Origin of the sequence: Nitrososphaera sp. (assembly GCF_050748925.1) — an archaeon.
Classification (GTDB): Archaea; Thermoproteota; Nitrososphaeria; order Nitrososphaerales; family Nitrososphaeraceae; genus Nitrososphaera.
In genome coordinates this window covers 1-22477 of the sequence record NZ_JBOGQF010000011.1, presented here as the reverse complement: position 1 = coordinate 22477, position 22477 = coordinate 1, and the positions used below count along the sequence as shown (strand labels likewise).

General features: G+C 56.8%; 31 protein-coding genes. 8 read left to right on the top strand and 23 right to left on the bottom strand.

From position 1 onward, the window contains the following. The coding region (locus ACREAY_RS01960) for a choice-of-anchor L domain-containing protein (protein ID WP_431754079.1) at nucleotides 1-454 on the bottom strand (454 nt) is incomplete at its 3' end. Nucleotides 455-524: 70 nt separating this feature from the next. Then, on the bottom strand, nucleotides 525-1478 hold the full coding sequence (locus tag ACREAY_RS01955) for an NAD(P)-dependent oxidoreductase (protein WP_431754078.1): 954 nt from the start codon (nucleotides 1476-1478) through the stop codon (nucleotides 525-527). A gap of 53 nt (nucleotides 1479-1531) precedes the next feature. On the opposite strand from ACREAY_RS01955, the gene ACREAY_RS01950 reads away from it, so the two are divergent. Beyond that, a complete protein-coding gene (locus ACREAY_RS01950; protein ID WP_431754077.1) occupies nucleotides 1532-1741 on the top strand; it encodes a hypothetical protein in 210 nt (69 codons plus the stop codon). Here the strand turns inward: ACREAY_RS01950 and ACREAY_RS01945 are convergent. Genes ACREAY_RS01945 through ACREAY_RS01915 form a run of 7 tightly spaced genes read right to left on the bottom strand, consistent with a single transcriptional unit; the run spans nucleotide 1738 to nucleotide 4809 of the window. After that, entirely contained in the window at nucleotides 1738-1950 is a 213-nt protein-coding gene (locus ACREAY_RS01945; RefSeq protein WP_431754076.1) for a dodecin family protein, read from the bottom strand. The genes ACREAY_RS01950 and ACREAY_RS01945 overlap by 4 nt on opposite strands. A gap of 32 nt (nucleotides 1951-1982) precedes the next feature. Continuing rightward, nucleotides 1983-3125, bottom strand: a complete 1143-nt coding sequence (locus tag ACREAY_RS01940; RefSeq protein WP_431754075.1) for a patatin-like phospholipase family protein — start codon at nucleotides 3123-3125, stop codon at nucleotides 1983-1985. Nucleotides 3126-3142: 17 nt separating this feature from the next. Beyond that, on the bottom strand, nucleotides 3143-3313 hold the full coding sequence (locus ACREAY_RS01935) for a hypothetical protein (RefSeq protein ID WP_431754074.1): 171 nt from the start codon (nucleotides 3311-3313) through the stop codon (nucleotides 3143-3145). 5 nt (nucleotides 3314-3318) lie between these two features. Continuing rightward, nucleotides 3319-3630, bottom strand: coding sequence for a hypothetical protein (locus ACREAY_RS01930; protein ID WP_431754073.1), 312 nt, complete (start codon nucleotides 3628-3630; stop codon nucleotides 3319-3321). Between the two features lie 21 nt (nucleotides 3631-3651). Continuing rightward, entirely contained in the window at nucleotides 3652-4188 is a 537-nt protein-coding gene (locus ACREAY_RS01925) for a hypothetical protein (RefSeq protein ID WP_431754072.1), read from the bottom strand. Nucleotide 4189: 1 nt separating this feature from the next. After that, on the bottom strand, nucleotides 4190-4375 hold the full coding sequence (locus tag ACREAY_RS01920) for a hypothetical protein (protein WP_431754071.1): 186 nt from the start codon (nucleotides 4373-4375) through the stop codon (nucleotides 4190-4192). Nucleotides 4376-4389: 14 nt separating this feature from the next. Next, nucleotides 4390-4809 carry a hypothetical protein gene (locus tag ACREAY_RS01915; protein WP_431754070.1) on the bottom strand — a complete coding sequence of 140 codons (420 nt, stop codon included), beginning with the start codon at nucleotides 4807-4809 and terminating at the stop codon, nucleotides 4390-4392. 168 nt (nucleotides 4810-4977) lie between these two features. Between ACREAY_RS01915 and ACREAY_RS01910 the strand changes: the two genes are divergently transcribed. Continuing rightward, complete coding sequence (locus ACREAY_RS01910) at nucleotides 4978-5508, top strand: hypothetical protein (protein WP_431754069.1); 531 nt, start codon at nucleotides 4978-4980, stop codon at nucleotides 5506-5508. Here the strand turns inward: ACREAY_RS01910 and ACREAY_RS01905 are convergent. The 4 genes from ACREAY_RS01905 to ACREAY_RS01890 form a co-directional block, all read right to left on the bottom strand. Continuing rightward, a complete protein-coding gene (locus ACREAY_RS01905) occupies nucleotides 5505-6707 on the bottom strand; it encodes a glycosyltransferase family 4 protein (protein ID WP_431754068.1) in 1203 nt (400 codons plus the stop codon). The genes ACREAY_RS01910 and ACREAY_RS01905 overlap by 4 nt on opposite strands. A 6-nt stretch (nucleotides 6708-6713) precedes the next feature. Next, nucleotides 6714-7115: a hypothetical protein gene (locus ACREAY_RS01900; RefSeq protein WP_431754067.1), complete on the bottom strand. Its 402-nt coding sequence runs from the start codon at nucleotides 7113-7115 to the stop codon at nucleotides 6714-6716. 256 nt (nucleotides 7116-7371) lie between these two features. Continuing rightward, nucleotides 7372-7905 (bottom strand): ribbon-helix-helix domain-containing protein, encoded by a 534-nt coding sequence (locus tag ACREAY_RS01895; protein ID WP_431754066.1) that lies wholly within the window; start codon nucleotides 7903-7905, stop codon nucleotides 7372-7374. A gap of 49 nt (nucleotides 7906-7954) precedes the next feature. Then, nucleotides 7955-8473 carry a hypothetical protein gene (locus tag ACREAY_RS01890; RefSeq protein ID WP_431754065.1) on the bottom strand — a complete coding sequence of 173 codons (519 nt, stop codon included), beginning with the start codon at nucleotides 8471-8473 and terminating at the stop codon, nucleotides 7955-7957. 228 nt (nucleotides 8474-8701) lie between these two features. Between ACREAY_RS01890 and ACREAY_RS01885 the strand changes: the two genes are divergently transcribed. Further along, complete coding sequence (locus tag ACREAY_RS01885; protein WP_431754064.1) at nucleotides 8702-9265, top strand: Dps family protein; 564 nt, start codon at nucleotides 8702-8704, stop codon at nucleotides 9263-9265. Between the two features lie 3 nt (nucleotides 9266-9268). Here ACREAY_RS01885 and ACREAY_RS01880 read toward each other — a convergent pair whose 3' ends face one another. Next, entirely contained in the window at nucleotides 9269-9937 is a 669-nt protein-coding gene (locus tag ACREAY_RS01880; protein ID WP_431754080.1) for a DNA alkylation repair protein, read from the bottom strand. A gap of 73 nt (nucleotides 9938-10010) precedes the next feature. Here ACREAY_RS01880 and ACREAY_RS01875 point away from each other — a divergent pair, with 73 nt between their 5' ends. Then, complete coding sequence (locus ACREAY_RS01875; RefSeq protein WP_431754063.1) at nucleotides 10011-11552, top strand: DUF7482 domain-containing protein; 1542 nt, start codon at nucleotides 10011-10013, stop codon at nucleotides 11550-11552. Nucleotides 11553-11564: 12 nt separating this feature from the next. Here ACREAY_RS01875 and ACREAY_RS01870 read toward each other — a convergent pair whose 3' ends face one another. Further along, a complete protein-coding gene (locus tag ACREAY_RS01870; protein ID WP_431754062.1) occupies nucleotides 11565-11777 on the bottom strand; it encodes a DUF167 domain-containing protein in 213 nt (70 codons plus the stop codon). A gap of 89 nt (nucleotides 11778-11866) precedes the next feature. Here ACREAY_RS01870 and ACREAY_RS01865 point away from each other — a divergent pair, with 89 nt between their 5' ends. The 3 genes from ACREAY_RS01865 to ACREAY_RS01855 all read left to right on the top strand — a co-directional run bounded on the left by ACREAY_RS01865 (nucleotide 11867) and on the right by ACREAY_RS01855 (nucleotide 16076). Continuing rightward, a complete protein-coding gene (locus tag ACREAY_RS01865) occupies nucleotides 11867-13000 on the top strand; it encodes a CAP domain-containing protein (RefSeq protein WP_431754061.1) in 1134 nt (377 codons plus the stop codon). A 396-nt stretch (nucleotides 13001-13396) separates the two neighbouring features. Then, nucleotides 13397-15202: a M3 family oligoendopeptidase gene (locus ACREAY_RS01860; RefSeq protein ID WP_431754060.1), complete on the top strand. Its 1806-nt coding sequence runs from the start codon at nucleotides 13397-13399 to the stop codon at nucleotides 15200-15202. Then, on the top strand, nucleotides 15189-16076 hold the full coding sequence (locus ACREAY_RS01855; RefSeq protein ID WP_431754059.1) for a bile acid:sodium symporter family protein: 888 nt from the start codon (nucleotides 15189-15191) through the stop codon (nucleotides 16074-16076). The genes ACREAY_RS01860 and ACREAY_RS01855 overlap by 14 nt, the downstream gene beginning before the upstream one ends. On the opposite strand, the gene ACREAY_RS01850 is transcribed toward ACREAY_RS01855, so the two are convergent. The 7 genes from ACREAY_RS01850 to ACREAY_RS01820 are packed head-to-tail and all read right to left on the bottom strand — an operon-like array spanning nucleotide 16054 to nucleotide 20973. Next, complete coding sequence (locus tag ACREAY_RS01850; protein WP_431754058.1) at nucleotides 16054-16920, bottom strand: HpcH/HpaI aldolase/citrate lyase family protein; 867 nt, start codon at nucleotides 16918-16920, stop codon at nucleotides 16054-16056. The two genes, ACREAY_RS01855 and ACREAY_RS01850, sit on opposite strands and share 23 nt — an antisense overlap. 41 nt (nucleotides 16921-16961) lie before the next feature. Continuing rightward, the gene (locus ACREAY_RS01845; protein WP_431754057.1) at nucleotides 16962-18020 is read right to left on the bottom strand and encodes a zinc-binding dehydrogenase; all 1059 of its coding nucleotides are present in this window, start codon (nucleotides 18018-18020) and stop codon (nucleotides 16962-16964) included. 52 nt (nucleotides 18021-18072) lie between these two features. Then, complete coding sequence (locus ACREAY_RS01840) at nucleotides 18073-18348, bottom strand: DNA-binding protein (protein ID WP_431754056.1); 276 nt, start codon at nucleotides 18346-18348, stop codon at nucleotides 18073-18075. Further along, complete coding sequence (locus ACREAY_RS01835) at nucleotides 18349-18804, bottom strand: 30S ribosomal protein S19e (RefSeq protein ID WP_431754055.1); 456 nt, start codon at nucleotides 18802-18804, stop codon at nucleotides 18349-18351. A 34-nt stretch (nucleotides 18805-18838) separates the two neighbouring features. Beyond that, nucleotides 18839-19132, bottom strand: a complete 294-nt coding sequence (locus ACREAY_RS01830) for a ribonuclease P protein component 4 (RefSeq protein ID WP_431754054.1) — start codon at nucleotides 19130-19132, stop codon at nucleotides 18839-18841. Nucleotides 19133-19176: 44 nt separating this feature from the next. Beyond that, entirely contained in the window at nucleotides 19177-20529 is a 1353-nt protein-coding gene (locus tag ACREAY_RS01825; RefSeq protein ID WP_431754053.1) for a CHAT domain-containing protein, read from the bottom strand. Nucleotides 20530-20541: 12 nt separating this feature from the next. Further along, nucleotides 20542-20973, bottom strand: a complete 432-nt coding sequence (locus tag ACREAY_RS01820) for a hypothetical protein (RefSeq protein WP_431754052.1) — start codon at nucleotides 20971-20973, stop codon at nucleotides 20542-20544. A 162-nt stretch (nucleotides 20974-21135) separates the two neighbouring features. Between ACREAY_RS01820 and ACREAY_RS01815 the strand changes: the two genes are divergently transcribed. Continuing rightward, on the top strand, nucleotides 21136-21801 hold the full coding sequence (locus ACREAY_RS01815; RefSeq protein WP_431754051.1) for a ribosome biogenesis protein: 666 nt from the start codon (nucleotides 21136-21138) through the stop codon (nucleotides 21799-21801). On the opposite strand, the gene cyoE is transcribed toward ACREAY_RS01815, so the two are convergent. Further along, a partial coding sequence (gene cyoE, locus ACREAY_RS01810) for a heme o synthase (RefSeq protein WP_431754050.1) occupies nucleotides 21791-22477 on the bottom strand: 687 nt, incomplete at its 5' end. The two genes, ACREAY_RS01815 and cyoE, sit on opposite strands and share 11 nt — an antisense overlap.

Genomic DNA, 22477 nt, shown 5'->3' with positions numbered 1-22477 from the left:
CGGATTCCACCAAGAAAGCGTCGTTAAAGGCCGACCCGACAAATTCAGGAAACTCTTCGCTGTAAAACCTCCAGTCAAACGACACTGACGAAGAGCCGGCAGGCACGTTGAGCGTGAGCGCGAGCTGGACAAGGTCTTCCCCTTCGGAGGTGTCCAGCCCCTCGAGGATGCAGCTGTGGTCTCCCTCGCTGTTTGCCAGCAAAAGGTCGCTGGCGCAGCCCGAGCTCAGCACAACATAGCTGGGCCCCTCTGTGGGGAACCCGCCCGTGGCATCGGTCTGTATGGCGACCCCCTGGTCGCTGCTCGTGGCAAGGTCCGACGAGGCGACTTGTGAACTCTCTAGTCCGAGGGCAGTAGTTAGCTCGGACGCGCTTTGGGCAAACGACGCGGCTGGCGCCATCGCAAGCAAAAGCGCGGCCGCAAATGATGCAATCGCGGCGTTGCGAAAATTCATGAAAGTGAGATCGAAAAATATTATTTAACATGGTACGACGACTTGAGCCGGAAAATATCCACCTAGCAATCTATTGTTGGAGGCTTACCGGCGTCAGCGGGCCCGAGCCTTCCGACACGCGCTGAATGTTTGCGGAAATTATCCCGGCCACCGCGTCCACCGACTCTCTTGTCCACCCCGCGACGTGGGGCGTGAGCACAAAGTTGTCAAGTTTCAGCAGCCTGTCACCAGGGCTTGCCGGCTCTTCCCAGAACACGTCAAAAGCCGCTCCCGCTATCTTGCCCGTGAGCGCGCCATAAAGCGCCTCCCTGTCGACTACCGGGGCGCGGGCCATGTTTATGAGAAACGCCGAGCGCTTCATCGCCTCAAACTCTTTTTTGCCTATCATGCCCCTCGTCTCCTCTGTCAGCGGGACGTGGAGCGAGACATAGTCGGCCCGGGCGACGCATTCAAGCAGCGCGCCAGGCCCCTTTATCTCGTCGGCTGAAAACGACTTTTCCCGCCCCTGCCCGACAGGGTCCTTTGTGACCGCAATCACCCTCATGCCAAACGCCCTGGCCCTTTTTGCGACCTCTGTGCCCGTCGCGCCGAGGCCCACCACCAGGATTGTCTTGCCGTACAGTTCGCTTCCCAGGACGCCGTGCACCCTCTTTTTCATGGCGCCGCCGGCCCCGCCCTGCCTGTTCTTGGCAAGGTACAGCATCAGAAACAAAGTGTGCTCTGCCACGGACACGGCGTTTGCAAGCGGGACGTTTGCGACAAATACGGACCGGGCAGAGCAATAGTCCAAGTCGACGTTGTCGTAGCCCATGCCGGCCAGGTGCACCAGCAAGAGCTTGGGGCACATATCTATCATCTCCCTGTCTATTTTTTGCAGCCCGCAGACGAGCACCTGCGCGTCGGCAAGCTGGGGCGCAAGAGGCAGGTCCGGGTCCACCTTCTCTGACGCAAACCCGTGCTCGGCAAGCCGGGCGTCCAGGATCTCTTTAAAGCCCGCAGAGCGGACGAGCGTCTTTATCTTCACGCCTACCCTTTGCCCTGCCAGCCTTTAATAGTGCGCGCAGGCACTCAGGCCCGGTGGACGAGCAAGAACTAAAGAGGTTGCTCGAGATAGTCTCGGACAAGGGGCTGAAGGCCCTCAGCGTCGACGAGCTGTTCAGGCTCCACATGCTCGTGGAAGAAAAAGACTATGCGGGCAACAAGAAAGCCGACAGGGCAAAGAAAAAGCTGCTCGGCAAGATAAACGCCGAGATCTACAACAAGCACTCGCCGCGGCGGTTCTTTTAGCCGGATTCCTCTTCGACTGCAAACGCCACCTTCATCGACACCCTGTACTCTGTTATCTTGTCGTTTTGCACGTCAACCTTCCACGTGAGCACGTCGACGCCAGACACGTTGCGGACCGTCTGGACCGCGCGCTTTATCCCATTGTCGACTGCGTCCTGCCAGCTGGTTGGCGATGACGAGACCAGCTCCATTATCTTGACTACTGCCATCAGAGATTTTTCGGCTGAAAAAAATTAAAGACTTATGACCCGTCCAGCAGCTTTAAAAGCTCGCCCGGCTCCATGTCGTCTGCGCCCCCCTTTAGCCTCTCCATGGCGCGCTGCTCGCCCTGCGCTATCAGGCCCCTGACGGCCCTGGCGGTAAAGTCGGCGTTTTTCAGCAGGTATGGCGAGTCCATCCTCCTGCGCGCTATTCTATAGACTGCGAGTATCTCGGCGCCGTGCCTGCCCACCAGCTCCTCGTATTCACGCCGTATCCTGTCAGCGACTGCAGGGTCCACGTCCCGCCCGTTGCGCTCAAAGACAGCGTACAGCTTTTCTATCAGGTCGACCTGCCTAGACATGTGCTTCCAGGAGCGCAGGTCGTATACGGTCTTGTCGCTGAATATGATGTCCCTCGTCCTGTCGAGCACCTCGCCCCAGTCTGCAGGCAGCCGGTCTATCTTGCGTGGGTAATTCTCGACGATGTAGACGTTCTTGTTGTTCCGGGGCGACGCCTCCACCAGCTCTTTCAAGGGCGTGTTGCTGAGCAGGCCGCCGTCCCACGCGTAGACGCCCGGCTCGACCTGTACCCACGGAAAGCCGTAACTTGAATACGCGCAGCTTGCAAGGACGTGCTTTGGCTTTATCTCCATCCTTGCGCTGTCGAACTTTAGCGACTTGGCAGTCATGACGTCGACTGCCGTTATTATGAGCCGCGTGCCGCCAGCCTTGCCCAGCTTGCCAAAGTCGACGTACTTTTCAAGCATCCGGGCAATGGGCTCGTGGCTATAAAAGTGGGTCCAGCTTCCGGCCAGCATCATCCACCAGTCCTTCAGCTGCAGGTCGCCGGGCACCTGCCAGCGGGGGACAAACATCTTGGGCACGCCGAACATTATCGCGTTCAGGGGCCCGGCCGGCATGCCTTTTGTGCCAAAGGCGCGCCTGTCATAGTCGTAATAGGGAAAAGACACCTCCGGGAAGAGCCGGTAGTTGCTTTCGGCCACTTCCATCCAGAAATCCTCAAGGTCTTTTGCCGGGTCGTCGCTTCCGCAGATCACGGCCGCGTTCACCGCGCCTATCGACGTCCCGCCGACAAGCTCGAATTTCACGCCGCCTTCATAAAGCGCCTTGAACACGCCGCAGGCAAAAGCGCCAAGCGACCCTCCGCCCTGCAGGACGAGCACGTTTTCCGTCTGCCGCGTCAGGCTCTGCAGGACTTTTCACGGGCTGCTTTGGACTGGCCGCCTTTCAGGTCGCCTTCCTCCGGCTTTTCCGGCATCGGCTTTGCGCGGGGCTCTTCGCCGAACTGGCCCTGCGTCGCGTCGTGCAGCGCCTTGCCGCGCTTTGACGGGTTATTGCTGTCAGTGCTCAATCTTATCACCTCTCCATTGCAGGGTAGTGTATGTTGCCATTGTGGTTGTGGTAGTCGTAGCTGTGGATGTTGCGCCTCTGGTACAGCTGCACGAGGAATATCACGGCGCCGGCGCCAAATATCAGGTGCAGTATCATCCATCCGGTCTCGCCGGCAGTAAAGTCGTACGCGGCAAGGACCAGGTTGAGAGCGGCAAAGAACGCCGTTATCGCCGGCAGGTACTTGCCTACCACCATCAGAACTCCGAGGATGTAGATGACTGCCGTTATCCTCGCAGTGCTGGGCGGCCGGGCTTCCGTTTCGTTTGTTTGCGCCAACCTCAATTCACCCCGGACAAATCAGGTGGAGGCAGGCGCGACGTTGCGCTTGACCGTCCTGTACGCGCTGGACACGTCCCTGACAGTCTGCTCCAGCTCGTTTACCGTGCCGCCAGGCCGCTTGGATTCCGCCGCGACTGCCTTTATCTCGTCTGTCAAGAGCTTGAACGAGTCTATCATCTCCCTGAAAGACACCACCACCTCGTGGATGTCCTGCTTGGTTCCGGAGCCCTGCCCGCTGCCAAATGAGTCCATCGTCTTTTTTGCAGACTGCATGAACGACTTGGCTTCGTCGAGCACGCCGGATTCCTTCAGCTCCCGGACGGTGTTTTGCATGGCAAGCGACGAGCTGTTAATGTCGTCCATCATCTTGCGAATGTTTTCAAGGTTCTGGACCCATTCGGCCGACTTCATCGTCTCCATCATCTCCTTGACGGTTATCGTCATGGTGCGGGCCTTGTCCAGCGTCTCCTGGACGCCGGGGGTGCCCAGCTGGCGCAGAATCTCGACAGTGTCCGATGCGGTATCCTTTATGTCGCTTATCTTGCTGGTGCCCATCTCACTTCAGCTTTTCTTTGGCCTTCTCCTTCTGGTATTCGAGATCGATGTTGCGGTCGGTGTCTTCCATCTTGTTCTTGGCCGCGTTTAACCCTGCCTTCATCTTGTCGCCCGCGTCTTCCAGGCCCCTCTTTACATCTCTGCCGGCCTCTTCAACATCGCGTCTAGCCTCGTTCTTTTTTTCCAATCCATTTACCCCCGCTAATATGTCTCGCTGTGTTGAGTGCTACCAGTTTTCGATATGCCTTCCTTTGCCGCACTGCGCATGTTCTCGGCGGATTGCGCCGCCCCTCCTAACGAAGAGGCTGTGTCCTTGATGACGCCTTCTCTCTCAAGGTCCTTGGCAGTCTCGTCGATCTCTCTTGCAGTGTCCCTTGCGGCGGCCGCTGCTTCGCGGACTGCGGCGCCGATTTCCTTGATGGCGCCGGATTCGCGCAGCGCCCTTATGGTTTCTCTAAGCTTGATTGCCGAATCCCGGATGTTGTTCGCGGAATCTCTAATGTGTTCGGCGGTCTGCGGAGCGCCTGTGCCAGATTCAAAAGTCGCGCGCTGGCTGTTTTCGCGCTTTACATTTTCATTCAAATCGTTTTTCGGGTCAGATCCATAGTTTGTTGCAGACATATGTTATGCATCATTTTAATACTTAAATCAATTGTGAATTCATTGCAATTTTTTTATTGCATTGCAACAAGGCCAGTCGGCACCTGCAAATAGGGGCACGCGTCTGGAAAAAAATTCTATGCTATGCATACGCCTTAAATATTATTTTCATTCATAGCACTGTATTACATGGCTTCAGGAAAATATTTCAACAAAGGTGTAAAGGCCCTTGACTCGCCGCACGTTGGGCATGTTGTCAGGGAAACCGACAGCAAGATAGTAGTTTTTGGCGCCGGCGACGACAGGTATGACATACCGGTCTCGCAGATCAAGTTTGCTTCCGGCAACGTCCTGATAGACCTGCCGTTTTACGAGATAGCGAGAAAGTACAAGGTCAGCAGGGAGGAGCCGCTGCCGACTGACAGCAGCCTGCCGGCTGCCGACCTCGCGCAGGACGTGGACCTTGCCACGTACGAGGGCAAGTACCCAAAGTCGCTGTTCAACAAGGGCGTGAGGACGCAGGACGAAGAGCACCTCGGCCACGTGATGAAAGAGTCCGGCGACAAGATAGTTGTGTGGGGGCACTATGACTGGCGCTTTGACGTGCCAAAGGAAAAGATAATCGCGGTCGGGCGCAACGTCATCGTCGGCCTCGACTACAAAGACGCGTTCAAGTACAAGGTGGACAGGGACGCCCCACTGCCAGAAGAGCCGGCCTAGGCTGTTATGGCAGGGCTTGCGCTAATGTCCAGCATCTTGCCCGTCAACTTTTGGAACGCGCTCACGTATTCGGGCAGGGAAAACCCCCTGACCGAGTCGCTCAGCGCCTCCCTCTCGGCGGCCGTGGCATCCATGGACGACGCGACGATGTCTGCCGCCTGCCTTAGCGAATGGAACTGGTAGCCGCGCGGCACAAACTCAGTCAGGCCGCCGGTGTCCGGCACGACCGGCACGAGGCCGGCGCTCATGGCCTCCACCACCGATATGCCAAAAGGCTCGCCTGGCAGGGGGTGGAAATAGACCTTTGACTTTTTCATGAGCGAATACAGCCTGTCCAGCTTGACGTTTGCCTTTATCTTGACATAGTCTGACACCCCGCAGGCCTTTGCCATGTCCAGGAGCCGGGCGTGGTACTGCTGCCCGCACTGGTCGCTTCCGCTCAGGTTGCCGGCTATGACGAATTCCTTTCCCACGCCCCTCTCCTTGAGAAGCCCGGCAAGGGCGATGGCGTTTTCAAGCTTTTTGGACGGGTGTATGCGCGACACCACAAGCACAGAGTCGCCCCTTGGTGCTGTCGACAGGATGGCGCGGAACTCCTCGACGTTTACGGGCGGCGTGATTATTGCCGGCTCGTGCGCGGTATAGAGCGCGATGGCGCGGCTGCTGAAATGCGAGTTTGTCACGACCAGGGAATTTTGCAGCATGAGCCTGTAATGCTCGGCTATCTGGCCCCACGTGGCGTCGTCGGCCCTGTCGATGAGCCCCATGGCGGCAAAACTCTGCAGGTACGCCTGGTCGCGGTCGCGCACATAGTCTGCCGCGACAGGATAGTGGCAGTAGGTGACGGCGTTGCGTCGCGAAAACGATTCCGTGAAATACGGCAGGATGTCGCCGTGGGTGTTTATAGTGAGGTCATAGTCGCCAGGATCTGCTTCAAAGATCCGGCCAAGCGGCTTTATCTCCCTTATCCGGTCAAATATCCTGCCGACCCTTTTGCCAAACGCATTTTCGAGCCTCTTCAGGTCGGGCGCCTTTGCAACCGTCAGGTCGACTTGTATGCCCATCTCGACGAGCGCCTGGAGCGTGGCCACGGCCAGCTGCTCGGCGCCGCCGCACGGGTCAAGGTCGGTGTGGACGACGTTTGCCCGGGCCCCGGTGCGAAGCGGGGGGAGAACAGAGCCGGCGAGTTTTTCAAGCATGGCAGATCACAGCGGCCCCGGCGCGGTCGGGAGGATGAACCCCACGACCGTCGCCGCTATCCACACTATTACGGCTATGCCAAGCGCCTTTAGCCAGCTGATGTCGTACAGCCACCTGAGAGCGAGGAGCCAGACGATGCCCCCCAGTATGGCCGCCAGCCAGCCCGTCCCGAGCAGGAAATACGCGACAGAGTAGACTAGGGTGCCTATTATTGCCGTCAAGAGCGCCCTGCCGATCCCCTCCTTTTCCCCAAACAGCTTCGTCACGACATAGATAACGACAGTCGAGATCGCCAGGCTGACCAGAAATATCACGACAGAGCCCAGCGCGTTGACGCCAGAGCCGCCCTGCGCATAGGCGGGGGCGACAAAAAGCGACGCGAAAACCACGAGAACCGCAGGTAGCAACAGCGCTCTAAAAATATACAATGCAGAATTTTAGATGCAAAAATAATATTTAATAGTATTTACAACGTGCGTCTTAATTTATTGCAATGCAGTAAAAGGGTTGCATGCAATACCAAACTGCTATAAGAAACAAGGCGCCTTTGTCATATAACGCATGCGGCGCCGGGGTTTCGGTTCCGTTCACCCGCCCGCCGCCCGGCATTGGGGGAAGGCCAAACACGGAACTGGCTCAAAAATAACCCCTCTGCCTGTGAGCCTATTTCAGGCCGACCTTGAGGATGATGATGCTGTCAGACAGGTTATATTCCAGCTTTTTCCGCAACGAGTCGCGCAGCACTGCCTCGCACATCCTTGCCATGTAGAGCGACCATTTTTTCCCCATGTCGTGCTGGATTGCAAGCTCGTACGTGCCGCCGGTGACCTTTTTCTTGTAGGTCATATTCGACTGCGCTGCCCACGCCTCGATGTTGCCAAGAAAGGACTGGGCCGAGTACTCGCCGGTCATGAGGAGCTGGATGTCCTTGGACCGGTTCTTGGCGACGTTTTGCGCGACCCGGCCTACCTGGTCGTCGGTCAGCTGCTCAAAGGCCATAGTCACCATCTGCCTTGGCACTGGCGTAAAGCCCGCCCTGCCGGCGACGCTCGTCCAGCTGATGTGTTGCTCTAGCACCTGGCGCATGAGCGCGCTAAAGCTGACGTTAGAGTCGTCTGCCTCCTGCTTTAGCTTTCTGGCCAGCTCGGGGCTGAGGCTGAACGTTATCCTTACTGTTCCCTCCCCGGAATCTGCCAAGCTCTGGGACACTAGGCTCGCCTCCAAATTAAATATTTAGCCGGCTCAGTCACGTCTCGACGCTGAGGACCAGCGTGTTGTCTGTATACTCTACCTTTGCCTTGTAGCCGGCGTTATAGATCACCTGCTCGTGGTGCGCCTTGAAAAAGACCGACCAGTGCCTGCCCATCTCGTGCTGGACGACCAGCTTTCTCGTGCCTTCCTCTTCGTATTCGCGCAGGCTAAAGCCGGACCTCTTGGACCTGTTCTTCAGGAGGGAAAAGTATGCGTCAAGCGTCACCTCGCCCATCATCAGGAGCAGTATGTCCTTTGAAGAGTCTGCAGTCAGGGCGGCTATCTTTACCAGAGTCTCCTCGTCTATCGCATTAAAGAGCTCCTTTAGCACGTTTTTCGGGAGCGTGGCGTACCCGGCCTTTAGCGCAATCATGTCCCACTCGGTATATGCGGTCAGTATCTGGTTCACAAGAGTGTTCAGGCTGACCTGGTTTTCAAGCGCATTGTCGCGCAGCGTCTTTAGCTTGCGCGACTCGATGCGAAAAGTAATGCTTTCGTTAGAATCTCGGGCCACTGGTCCGTCGCTTAAAATTCGTCACCGATGCTATTATGTTTTTCTTGCAACGCGGTAATTTTATTGCAATATTATATTATGATTATACTGCAATAAAAACGAGAATCTCTATCCGGTAAAATCTTGCACAAAAGAATCAGCGAAACAACGGTAAAGGCGGAACATTTTGCGTGAGGATTATTGCAAGTGATTCTAAACTGATATTAGTTTTGCAAAACACCTTTCAGCATGTCCAAGCTAGTGGAATCTGACGTCATGCAGGCCGGCATCGAGCCTGACATCGGGATAGAAGCGAGCAGCAGGAAAAGCGTTATTCGCATCCTCAGCAACCTTTTGGCCGACGAGTACGTCCTTTACACAAAGACCAGGAACTACCACTGGAACGTATACGGGCCCCACTTTCACGACCTTCACGTGTTCTTTGAGGAGCAGTACAAGGAGCTTGAGGAGAGTATCGACGAGGTGGCAGAGCGCATAACCACGCTTGGCGGCAAGGCTATTGCGACGCTCAAGGAATTTACGCAATATGCGAGGCTCGAAGAGTCTCCAAAGGACTACCCGAACGCGGCAAAGATGATAGAAAACCTCTGCAAGGACCACGAGGAGACGATAAAGGTCCTGCGCAAGGACGCCGACGCGTGCGAAGAGAAATACGAAGACATGGGCACCAACGACTTTTTGATAGGTCTCATGCAAAAGCACGAAAAGATGGCGTGGATGCTGAGGCAGGCGATAGACGAGCGCGGTGTCAAGGCGGCGACCGGCAGGGGCCAGGCCGCGGCAAGCACGTAGCGCCTAGGCCATGTAGGCGCGCCGCTTTTCTTCTGGGAACCTTTCGATGGCGTAGCGCAGTGCTGTCCTTGGCATCTTTTTGCGGTGCTTTTGCAAAAACGCATCTTCTGCCGCCAGGTCGCGCTTGCCGACCTCCCGGAGCATCCAGCCCACCGCCTTGTGCATCAGGTCGTGGCTGTCCTCCAGCAGCATCTCTGATATTTTCAAGGCATCGACAAAGTCGCCCTTGCGGATGAAATGCTGGGTCGCAATTATCGCTATCCGGCGCTCCCACAATTTGCCGGACGCCGCCAGCCGGTAGAGGATTGACCGGTCCCTTCCCTCGAGGTACGCCCCCAGGATCCGCGGCGCCGAGAGGTCGACTAGGTCCCAGTTGTTTACCTGCGACATGTTGCTGATGTAAAACTGGGCCACCCCTTCCGGGTCGGCCTTGGATTTCTGGACAAGGATCAGGAGCACGACGAGCCGCTCTTCGTGTATTTTTGAATAGAGCAGGCCCTTTACGTCTTCCAGCGAAATGCCTGCGTGTCTCACTGCCACCTGGCGCGACTGGGGCACGGTGACACCGATAAACACGTCGCCTTCGCCGTACTGGCCCTTGCCCGTCTTGAAAAAGCGCTGCAGCACCTGCGCCTTGGCGGGGTCTGCCAGGCGTACGAGCTCGGCCCTCACGCCTGCCAATGTGGACAAGATCTGGACATCATTTGGAAAAATCCATTTTATATTATCTTCGCATGTTTTGGCAATGAACTATAGCAAGAAACTGACATTGTCTGCTGGCATGGCGGCCATTTTGCTGTCTGCCTTTGCCCTGCCGACAGCCGCATTTGCGCAGAGCGACAGCATGATGGAGAAAGGAGATGGCGCCATGATGAAAAATGAAGGCAAGATGATGGAAAAGAGCGGCCATGCTTCCAAAGCCCTTAGAGGCAAGATATCAAGCGTCCAGCTTGAAAGCGGCCAGTCGCGGTGGATACAATCCGGCATCTGGGTGCTGCGAGCTTCTGAAGACAGCGCTTCATTCATAGCAAGGATAAACATGGTTGGGGCGGACGGCACGTCGGCCCACACGCATACCATTTCGAGGTTTGCAGCTGAGGATATTGCCAATGAGGGCGACAACTATACGATCACGGGCACCGCCACCGTCACGACCAGCGGCGAGCAGGCAAAGGACGTTCCCCTGACCATCAGCGTAATGAACCGCGAGCTGGTCTCGCTAGAGATAGACCCGGCAGCCCTTGACGGCCACTTTGGGCAGGGCGTGATCTATGGCATCGTGTCCCAGTCAAAGTCTGCAAGCATGGCAAAGGACGGCGCCATGATGGAGAAAGGCGATAATGCCATGATGGAGCAAAAGCTGGCCAGGACCAACGTCCCGGTGACTCTGCCACTTACAAGGGGCTTTGTCAACGGCAGCGAGGTGTTCTACATATCGACAGAGGCGTCAGACAAGGGCCTCGCAGACCACCTGACAAACGTGACCGGCTCGAGAGTGGCATATTCACCGGCGCTCGCAGCAGCACCGCCAGGATCGCTTGCCAACATCTATGCATTTTCAAACGGCATTGCAGGCCCCGGCCCGCTCGGCTTTCAGCCAAACGTCGCCGACTCGCAGCCAGGCGACGCAAAATACAGCCCGCTGTGGCGAATAAACACAGTCGAGTGGCAGACAGGCAAGGCGCCAAGGGAGCTTCGGTCAGAGCAAGAAGTGCTTGACGCGTCTTTGGCAGGCAAAGTAAAGATCACCTTTACGGACATGGTGGTCAACTGCCCGTTTGTCCAGTGGGAGGGCGGCTCTTTGCAGGTCCGCCAGGACAAGGAACTTGCTGACGACACGGCCTACGGCGGAGGGCAGGTGCTCAGCATCGACACTGCCAGGATGCAGGTGACGTTTGTCGGCCACCGGGGCTTTGCGCCGGACGGCTCGACCATCTACTACATCGCGACCGACGCGTCTGTAAAGGAGGTGGCTGACGCGCTGGGCGTGGTGCACGCGGCAAGGACAGGCTCTGCCCTGGCAACGGGCGCGGCGTCTGACTTGTGGGTGTTTACAAACGGCATCAAGGGGACCGGCCCGATGGGATTCCAGGCGAGCGTGGCAGGCAGCGACGTGAGCGACGACGCGTACAGCCCGCTTTGGAGGATACTGGCCACGACGTGGAGCGACGCGGGCAAGGCCAGATTCCTGACGACGTCAAGCCAGATATCGGCGGCAGGCGAGTCGGGCATGCTCTCAATAGAGATAGCCGGCGCGGTCGTCAACTGCCCGTTCGTGGAAGCCTAGGCTTCCACCTCCCTATTTTATTTCCACTATTTTTTTCCTTGACGCAAGGCCGGACACTATCTTCACTGACGCTTCAGGGACGCCAAAGTGCTCTGACAGCCTTTTGACAAGCTCGCGGTTTGCCTTCCCCCGCTCGGGTTGCGACTTTATGGATATCGTAATTTCGTCGCCGGCCACCGATATCGCGCCGTCCGGGCCAAAGCGCACGGCGACGAGGTACCTCACAGGGCGTCGTTGCGGCGGGGAGTTATAAAAGGGGTGTAGAACTACGATGCGTAAAGCATTATACGAGGAAACGCGCGCTAGTCACATCCGTGACAGACCTCGAAATAGACTGCGCTGCATGCGGCGCGAGATACAGCGCATACGTCGAGGCATGCCCCGCCTGCAACACGCCAAACCCCTACATTGGCGTCAAGTCGAGAAAGGGCATATACCAGGCGATAGGCATCGGCGCCGGCGTCGTGGCGATAATCGCCGCACTGTTTGTCTTCCCGAACTTGATAGTCGGCCAGAGCGGAGGAGGCCCGCTTGGAGGCAGCGTCAACATCCTGCGGCCAGAAGCCGCGGCACCCCAGTCGCTCCCGCAGGAGGAGCTCGTGCAGGGCGCGCTTGACGCCATCAACAAAGACAGGCGCGAGTTTGGCCTGCCGCCTGTAAAGCTGAGCAACAACTCGGCGGCGCAGATCCACGCCGAGGACGTCTTCAAGACCAAGCAGATATCGCACTGGACCACAGGCGGCGAAAAGCCCTACATGACCTACACGAACCACGGCGGGACAGGCAGCGTCCACCAGAACGTCGCCATCGCCGGCTTTGGGCCGGACGAGTACCAGAACTGCTCGGCGCTCATGATAATCTGCGAAAGGATTGACCCTGTCGCCGCGATAAAAGAGCTGGAATACGAGATGATGTACAACGACGAGGACTGCTGCGACAACGGCCACAGGGAGAACATCCTGGACCCGCACCACACCCACGTCAGCATCGGCATATCCTACGACAGCTATTACCTGTCGTTCGTGCAGAATTTTGAAAACAACCACGGCCTCGACGTCACGGTGGACGAGGGGTACGTGAGCATCATAGGCGGCATGCCTAGAGAGGCAGAACTTGACCACGTAGTGGTCTATTACGACAAGTTGCCGACGCCTGCCGCGTACGAGGCCAACAAAAAGATGATCTCGTACAGCACCGGCGAGATAGCGGCCTCCGTCTTTGCGCCCTTGCCGGATGGCCTGCGCTACCAGCAGCCCAAGGGCTATGTCGTGATAGAGGCCGACGGCTGGATAAAGAACGACGCGCTGGACATCAGCTTTGACCTGGAGCCGGCTATAAAGCAGCCGGGAGTCTATACGCTCTACACGATGTTCAAGGACAAAGACGGCGAGCAGTCTAGCATCACCTCGTACTCGGTGTTTGTAGAGTCTGTAGAGACTGGCCAGTAGTATTGAAAAGATGACAGCAGGGGAAGGTAGGCATTATCATGCACGCCGTCAAAGGACAAATTCGCCCAGCGCGTACATATTGCTCGCCTACTCCGTTCGTCCATGCTGAAACTCGCTATGCGAGTAATGTTCCTACGGCAATCCAGCTATTTAACCCAAATGGCCAATTTCTCTATTCCATTTGTTAATTCATTTAGACTATAGAGGAAAAAGTTGTTGATCGTCTTAACAATGAAGGTAGGTTAAAAGCTGCTCATTTTCTACCGCCGCACTGCACCGCGTAACCTCTGCAAGTAGCATAAAAGAACAATTATTTTGCCATGTTTCCACTGGAAACGCACACTATCGCTTTTGCACGCGATACATATTTGACCGGCGCCTGTCATTGTCTGTCTCATGAATTATTCTGCGCTCAAGGTCGGCTCATGGGACCTGGCGGGGCTGGTAAGGGACCCGGCAGGCGACGATTTCAAGCAGTATCTCAATTCCATAGAAGCCAAGGTGAGGGAATTCGAGTCCAAAAGGCCGTCCTTGCGGCCGGACATCCCCGCGCCCGAGTTTGAGGGCATGATTCACGCCATCGAAGAGATTTACGAAAAAGTGAGCGTCGCAAGCGGCTATGCGCACCTGCGCTACTATGCAAACACGGCGTCAAACGAGGCGTCGGCGCTTGTCACGAGGATGGAAAAGATGGGCGCGGACATCAGCAACCGGCTCCTCTTTTTCGACCTCTGGTTCAAAAAAGGGATAGACGAGCAGGACGCGACAAGGCTGATAAACGCGGTCCCGGCAGTCTACAGGCAATACCTAGAGCACAAGCGCCTGCTTGCAAAACATTCGCTGTCAGAGCCGGAGGAAAGGATAATCAACACGCTCGAAGTCACGGGCACCGGCGCGCTGGTAAAGATCTATGACAAGATGGCAAGCGGGTTCGAGTTTGAAATGAAGGTAAAGAAGGGCAAAAAGACGATTGTCAAAAAGTTTGACAACAAGGAAAAGCTGGTGTCGTTTGTGAGGAGCGCCAGCTCCGCAGAGAGGGAGGCCGCGTACAGGGCATTATTTGAAGTATACAAAAAGAACTCCGGCGTGCTTGGCGAGATATACCAGAACATCGTGGTGGAATGGCGCAACGAGGGGATATCCATGCGCGGCTACAAGAGCCCGATATCGGTGCGCAACATCGCAAACGGCCTTGAGGACGCCACGGTCGACGCGCTGCTATCTACCTGCAGAAAGAACGCGGGCATATTCCAGGAATATTTCAGGGAAAAGGCAAGGCTCTTGAAGATGAAAAAGATGCGCCGCTACGACCTCTATGCCCCGCTGTCGACGAAACGGTCTGGCAAGCGATTTGCGTACGGCCAGGCCGTGGCGACTGTGCTGGAAACGTTTGGCGATTTCGACCCGCAGGTCCGGCAGCTGGCAGAGCGCGTCTTTTCAGAGCGGCACGTCGATTCAGAGATCCGCAAGGCAAAGAGGGGAGGGGCTTTCTGCCACACCGTAACGCCGTCGATTACGCCGTACGTGCTGCTCAACTTTGACGGCAGGATGCGCGACGTATCGACGCTTGCCCACGAGTTTGGACACGCCCTCCACAGCATGCTCGCTGAAAACCTGCCCGTGACTGTCTCGCATGCGCCATTGCCGCTGGCAGAGACCGCGTCCGTGTTTGCAGAGATGCTGTTAAACGAGCGCCTGATGTCAAAAATGTCAAGGGCCGAAAAGCAGCTGCTCCTGGCAGAGCAGATAGACGACATGTACGCGACCATCATGCGCCAAGCGTATTTCACGCTCTTTGAGGTGGACGCGCACAAGGCGATAGGCGAGCAGAACGCCACCATCGACCAGGTGTCGGCGATATACGGCGACAACATGAAGGAGCAGTTTGGCGACGCGGTTGCGATATCGCAAGAGTTCCAGTGGGAGTGGGTCTACATCCCGCACTTTTACCACACGCCGTTCTACTGCTACGCGTACTCGTTTGGCAACCTGCTGGTGCTGTCGCTTTACCAGAAATACAGGCAGGAAGGCGGGCCGTTTGTGCCAAAGTACCTGTCGATACTGGCGGCAGGGGGCTCTAGAAAGCCGGAGGAATTGCTGATAGAGTCAGGCATCGACATCACGCAGTCCGCGTTCTGGCAGCAGGGCTTTGACCTTGTGCGGGACAAGATACAGCAGTTGAAAGAGCTTGCAGCAGCGTAACGACGCGGTCCTCGCGGCTGCAATCGCCGGCTCAATGTCTGCCGGCGTGCTCCTCCCCTCCGTCGGCCTGCTGGTAGAGCCGTACCTGCTGGTGTGGCTCGGCATACTACTCTTTTTGAACCTCATCCGGTTGGACACGCCGGACCTCGTCGCCACCTTTGCAGAGCCAAAGAGCCTCGCGGTGCTGGCAGCAGTCAAGCTGGTCGCGCTGCCGGTGGCCATGTTTGCGCTCACCTATGCCCTGTACAGGCCGTTTGCGCTGCCGGTGCTTCTGTTGTCTGGAATATCGACCGGCCTTGGCGCGCCGTTTGTCGCCAACATTGTCGGCGGCAGGCTCCCGCTAATAGTGGGTATGATAATCACCACGTCGCTGGCAGTGCCGTTTGTCCTGCCGTCGCTCGTATACGCCCTCGTCGGGTCGGAATTCGAGATCCCGATATTGCACATGGTCCTGCTCCTGTCGGCCGCGCTCTTTATTCCGCTTGGCGCAGGGTGGCTCACAAAGAGGCACGTGCCTGCCGCGTCCGCGTTTGCCGACAAGAACTCCTTTTTGCTGTCCATAATATTCGTGGTCCTGATAAACCTCGGCATGTTTTCTACTCTGTCCGAGTATTTTGTCTCTGACCAGATATTCCTGCTGCAGACGCTTGCCGCCTCTTTTCTTGCGTTTGCGGCTTTTGGCGTAATAGGCTATGTCGCGGTGCCAAGGCATGAAAGGGCTGCAGGATTGATATCCACGACGTACGTCAACAACACGCTGGTCATGGTCTTTGCGGCCCAGTTTTTCGGCCTGCAGGTAGCAGCGCTTGCGGCAGTTTACAACATACCGTACTATGCAGGCATACTGGTCATCAAAAAGCTGCTGAGCCGCTAGCGTCCAGTATGGCCTTGGCCTGCTTGTAGTGCACCGCGTCTATCATGCGCCCCTCGAGTTTCACGGCTCCCCGCCCGCTTCCCTTTTCCATCGCCTCGCCAAGTGCCGCTACCACCTTTTTCGCCCACTCGACTTCGCTTTTTGAAGGCAAAAAGACCCCGTGCACCGGCTCTATCTGGCCGGGATGGATTATGCTCTTGCCGGAATAGCCGAGGCGCTTTGCCGCCGTGGCGTCCCGCACAAGGCCGTCGATGTCGTCGACCTTTTGCCATATCGCGTCGAGCGCGCCGACGCCTGCCGCCCTTGCGTCGACCGGGACCTTGGCCCTCGCGTATGCGTAGCCGCTGCCATCAGACTCGTCATAGTCCATCCGCATGTCGTGCATAAAGTCAAAGACGCCAAACACCAGCGCGTTGACCCGCTCGTCGGCACTCGCTATCGAATAAGCGTTGACGACGCCCCTTGCGGTCTCTATCGACGGCATTATCGCTATCCTGCCCGTCCCGCGCTCGCGCTCCAAGGAAGCGAGCATGTTTTTTATCTCCAGGACTTCATTTGCGTCGTTCACCTTTGGGACTACGATGCCGTCGATGCCCTTTTGCACGGCCGCCTTCAGGTCCGCACCTATGAGCCCGGATTCAGGCGAATTCGTGCGCACGTACAAGGGCCCCCTGTATTCCTGCCTCTGTACAAGCGCGCCGGCTATGGTCTTTCTTGCAACCTCTTTTTCGTTTGCAGGCACGGAATCCTCTAGGTCGAGGCACACCACGTCTGCCGCCAGCGTCTTGGCTTTTTGCACAAAGCGGGCGCTGGCGCTGGGGACAAAGATGAGCGTCCTGAACATGGAGAAAGGAAGGAAAAAGAGGAGGTAAAAGCTTGTCGCTTTTACAGGCTCTGCGGGGTCGTCAGGATCTTGCCGAACTGCTGCGCTTCTGCCATCATGGTGTGGCCCTTGATCATGTCGGAGAACGGCAGCACGGTGTCGATGACTGGCTTTATCTTGCCCTTGTTGACCCAGTACATCACATCTTCCAGCTCGGCTTTCGTTCCCTGCGTCGAGCCGAGCAGGTTCGTCCCCTTGAAGAACAGGTAGCGAAGGTCGATGGTCGAGTCATAGCCGGTGGTTGCGCCCGTCGCGACCAGCGTGCCACCCATTTTCAGCAGACCGACTTCCTGCGGGAACGTGGACTTGCCGATATGCTCAAAGACCACGTCGACGCCGGGCTGAGCAAGTTTCTTGTTCACGTCGCGCACTTTTTTGTACCAGTCCGCCTCGCGGTGGTTGACCACATAGTCGGCGCCAAGGCCGAGGCACTTGTCCATCTTGTCCTTGTTGCCTGCAGTGGCGATCACGGTGCAGTTGTATAATTTCGCTATCTGGATGCCGACCATGCCGACGCCGGAACCGCCGCCCATTATGAGCACGGTCTGCCCCGGCTTTATCTTTGCCCGGCCCACGAGCATGTGCCACGCGGTCATGCCGACCATCGAGACGGCTGCCGCGTCGTTGAACGAGACGTTGTCTGCAATCTTGACCACGTTTACCTCCGGCAGATGCGTGTACTGCGCAAAGCCGCCCCAGAGCGGGCCGGTCTGGAAGCCCCAGATCGTGCGGTCGTTGCAGTCGTATTCCCTGCCGGACGTGCACGCGTCGCACACCCTGCAGCTCATGTTCGAGTGCGAAGCGACCCTGTCGCCAACTTTTAACTTCTGGACGTCAGAGCCGACCTCGACGATGGTGCCGGCGACGTCGCTGCCGGAAATGTGCGGCAGCGGGGTCTTTACCGGCTCGCCCCATATCGCCCACAGGTCGTTATAGTTGTACGATGCTGATTCGACCTTGATCAGCACTTCGTTTGGCTTTATCTTGGGAACGTCGATATCCTCAATCTTGATTACCTTTGTCGGGTCCTTGTTGTATTCTCTAAAGACTGCTGCCTTCATAGTGGCAGGGCGGATTGCAGACCTTAAATAGTTAACTCGTGTCCGGCGGTTACTAGCGCCGGTCGAACTTGAAGTCCTTCTTGGGCTGCTGGATGCTGAGCAAGATCTGCTTCAGCTCGTCGTCTGACAATACGCGGTTGAGCCTGCCTGAAGACGCAGCGTTAAAGAGGTAATTTTCAACCGCGGCCGCAAGCTCGGGCTTGACCATGCGGATGTTCATAAGGCGCTGCCGGGCCTGAGTGTCTAGAAGCATCGTGAGGACGCGCTGGCGCATCGCGTCGGCCTCGCGCTTTTTCGCTTCCTCGTCGTGTGGCTGCGGGGCAGACATTTACGCGTAGCGCTGGAGGGTCGGCGCAGCTTTGATGAGTTCCTTGTGGATCTCGGTTGCGAGCCTGTCTAGCTTTTTCGTCCCCTCGCTCGTGACTATCCTCCCCTTGCCTTGGATCTTTGTGATGTACCCGGAGGACTCGAGCTGCTGCATGGCGTGCCTGATGATGGCGCCGCCTGCGTCGCGGTGGTGGGCCAGGTTGTAGCCGACCTTTTTGCGGCCGCCGTACTCGACCTTGAGGTCGGCGACGCCGATTGGGCCGTGGAGGTAAATCTTTCTCAAAAGCGAAGCGCACCTTACAAACCACCAGTCTCGGTTCTGGGGAATCTTGTCGGCATGCGAGCCTGTCTTGACAAATGCCGACCAGCCTGGAGGCTCTATCTTTTTGTCCTTCTTCAGCTGCTCGGCCAGCCTAGAGATTAGCTCTTCAGCCGGAACATCGTAAACCTTTGCCATGTAACAGGCAAATCCAGATTACCCTTATAAATCCTTATTTCGCCGCCATCTTGCGGTACGTGTGCCCGCATTTCAGGCACGTTATGCGGACTGCGTTGCCGCTGGTGCGCACCCTCGATGTCCTTCCCGGCACGATGAAGGACTTGCACTTTTTGCAGAACAGCTGCCGGATGTCGTATGGCAGCCGGACGCGGTGGCGCATCGCTATCTTTTTCGCAAGCATTGCCTGCCGTCCTGCAAGGTCAGGATCGCCTTCGGCAAGCGCGCCGGCAACGAGCAGTTCAATGCGCTCGCGGGCCACCTCTTTGGCCTGCTGTTTGTCGTGCATATGGGTGCAGAGCTGGCAGGGGCAGATAAACCGAGCTCTCCTGTCTATGCGCAGGCGATCCGTATCGTCTGCTGGTCTTTTAGCAGAAACTTTCTGCCGTCAACCAGAACGCCATCGTAAGAAATGCTCATGCTGTCAGGGTACTGGATTTCGTGCTTCAAGATGCCGAGGTCAATGTACACCTTTTTTTCCTCCCTTGCATTGCTTGCGTCAAGGACGACGGGCAGCAGGTGGCTAAATTCCACAGTCTTCCCGTCGTCGCTGACCTTGACGAAAGGCGAGAGAGGGGGGAACGTCAGGCTGTTGTTGCTGCTGCAGCTGCTTTCTATGCTCACGATGTTGTACTGGCTTGTGGCATAGATTGCCACTGCTGCCGTCCCGGCAACTACTACGCCTGCAATGACTATAGCCGCCACCAGCTTCATAGAGATGGCAACCGCAGAGGCCTTGGCGCCGGCGGCCGCTCCGGCTCCAGCCGCGGCGCCGGCGGACGCCGACAGGAACACAACTACTTTTGCCAGTGTGTCTTTCAGCCGCCTGTGGTATTGAAGGATCTGGCCGGAAGGGACGGCCGACGTTTCAGATATCAATTCCAGGCTCCTTCTATCGTCCGCACGCAGCCTGCCGCCATAGCCTTCCAGCAGGTCGCGCAGGAGCAGCGTGTGCCCGATCCAGGTCGCTATGCTTACGCCGCCTGTTTCCAGCAGGCCCCTCTCCTCATCGTCATTGACCTTGTCGAGGAGGGCCTTAAAGTCGCCATAGGCCTGCTGCGCTATCTGCCGCGACTCGTACTCTTGCTTGTCCACAAGGACCGAAACTGCAGGGTCTACTCCCTGCCGGCCTGCCAGCCGGGGTATGTCCTGTCCCGGTATCCCTCTGCGGGCCACTTCGTTTTTCCCAAGCTCAAACGCAGTCTGCATGGTCTTGCCGGCAGCTATTGCAAGATAAAAGCTCTCAGAGAAGGCTATGGCCGCCTCGTCGGCAATGGCGTTTGACATTCCGACCACGCAATCGACGTGCCGGGCTATGGCAGAGGCCTGCTTTTCAGAATAGCACGCGTTGAGAACCACACACCTTATCTTTTTCCCCGGCCCCGTCGACCGGTCTTCTGACAGTATCCTGAACAGCTCGGCGACGTCTCCTACCTGCGAAGAAGAATCCTGGAATATCAGGACCCCTTCGCTGCTCCCGTGTCCTGAAAAATGCAGTATGTGCGGCTCGTAGTCTATGATTAACCGGGTCAGCTCGGCCGCAGAGACCTCTCCGACCCTTTCAAGGTCTATGAGTTCCCGATAGCGCGACGCCTTTATCACGTCGCGGACTGTCTTGAACTCTTTTTCGACTTCGATCCTGCTGGTCTCAAGGGGATTTGCGGAAAGGAATAGGATCTTGAGCATTTGCCGACCTCGTCAGCTTGATCTGGTGACGGCCCTTTCCCTGTCCTGCCTTAGCTCTTTCCTTCCTTTCTTGCCCTCCACCGTCCTTAATTCCTGATCAATGGCTTCCACTTCCTTGCGATAGAGCTCCAGCTGCGCATCGATGTCCTCCAGCAGGCTCTGGTAGCCCGGGTCCGCGCGCAGCGTTTCAATCATCATTTTCGCATTCTCAAAGAACCCCTTTGAGAGTTCTAGCCTGTCGCTGCTGTCCATGCCTGTCGAGCTATGGCGGTCAAATGTGGCCTGCGCCTTGAACAGGTTCACTAGGTCGAGCTTGACGCCGGCGCCCGTCTTTTTGTCTCCGATGCCGTCATTTAGAAGCTGCAGGACTCTAGCGTTTATCTCTCCCATCTTGGCTGCATGCTGCCTGACTATCTCTTCCTTTTTCTGGATGAGATTTTCCATATTTGTTGATGTTTGGGGATACTTATATCGTTAATTTTCTATATCATGATAATATATCAAAAACCCGGAATATCTTACTTCCGTCAATGACGCAGTCATGACAAGGTGTAGCTAGGTTGCGTGTTAGTATAATAAGGCAGAGCCGGAAGCATATTCTGCGATTTGATAACGCTCGTCATAGCCGAGGCGGCGCTTGAAACGGTGCCTCGCGAGATAGCGACCCACCCCGCAGTGATGGGCAGGGCGCGCAAGCTGGGAGCAAAGCCGGCAGAGATGTTGCTTGACCGCAGCTACCACCACGCGGCTATGAAAAAGCTAAAAGAGAGCTGGAAGCGGGGCAGGCCCGACATCGTCCACTTTGCGCTCATGGAGGCGCTTTCGACGCCGCTCTTCATGGAAGGCAAGCTAAAAGTCTATGTGCACACGGTGGGCGACAGGGTGATATCCATCACAGACAACCTGCGCATACCAAAGTCGTATTTCCGCTTTGAAGGCGTCATGTCCGCGCTGTTCAGGGACGGCTCGGTAAAGAGCGAGGACGGCACGGTACTGATGGAAATGCGCGACTGCACGTTTGAGCAGCTTGTCGGCGACGTCGCGCCCGGCAAAGTCATCGGGCTCTCCACTGCAGGTGTCCAGTCGAGCGCGCAGCAGGTCGCCAGGGACGCTGGCGGAAGCATGTTCGTGATAGGGGCGTTCCCAAAGGGCCATTTTGGCGAAAAGACGACGCAGCTTTTCAACCATACCTACTCTGTCCACGGCACGGGCCTCGAAGCCCACGTCGTGATTGCAAGGCTGCTGTACGAGTGCGAAAAGGCTATGGCTTGAAGCCGGCGTCTACCATGAACGCTATGAAAAGAGCAGTAAGGTAGGGGCTTGAAAATTTAAAGACTGTCCAAGACGCCCTTTCGCTTGGCTTTACCAAGAGCCAGATGGACATCGCTATCATTGCCGCGCCAAACACCGCCGCGGTCAGCAGGTAGATGAGCCCGAACTGGTTGAAAAAGAACGGCAGCACGCTGAACACGACCATCATTATCGTAGTGCCTGCAATGACGCGTACAGATTTGCGCTCGCTTGACACGACAGGCAGCATCGGCACCTTGGCAAGCGAGTAGTCCTTCTTTACATGCAGGGCAAGGCTCCAGATGTGGGTCGGTATCCAGAGGAATACGAGTCCGGCCATCACAAGGCCTATCTCGATGTTTTGCGTCGTGACTGCAACATAGCCGATGAGTGCAGGGGCGCCGCCGGAAAAGCCGCCGAGTATGATGTTGGACTGGCTGCGCCTTTTGAGCCACTTGCTGTAGACTATGATGTTGTCGAAAAGGCCAAAGGCCATCAGTCCAAATGCGATGGGGTTGATGAACCAGGCGCACGCCAGCGATATGCCGGCAAGTATCAGACCAAACGCAAGCGCGCTCTTTGGCTTTATCCTTCCAGAAGGGATGGGCCGGCCCTTTGTCCGGTCCATTATGGCGTCAATGTCGCGGTCGTTATAGCC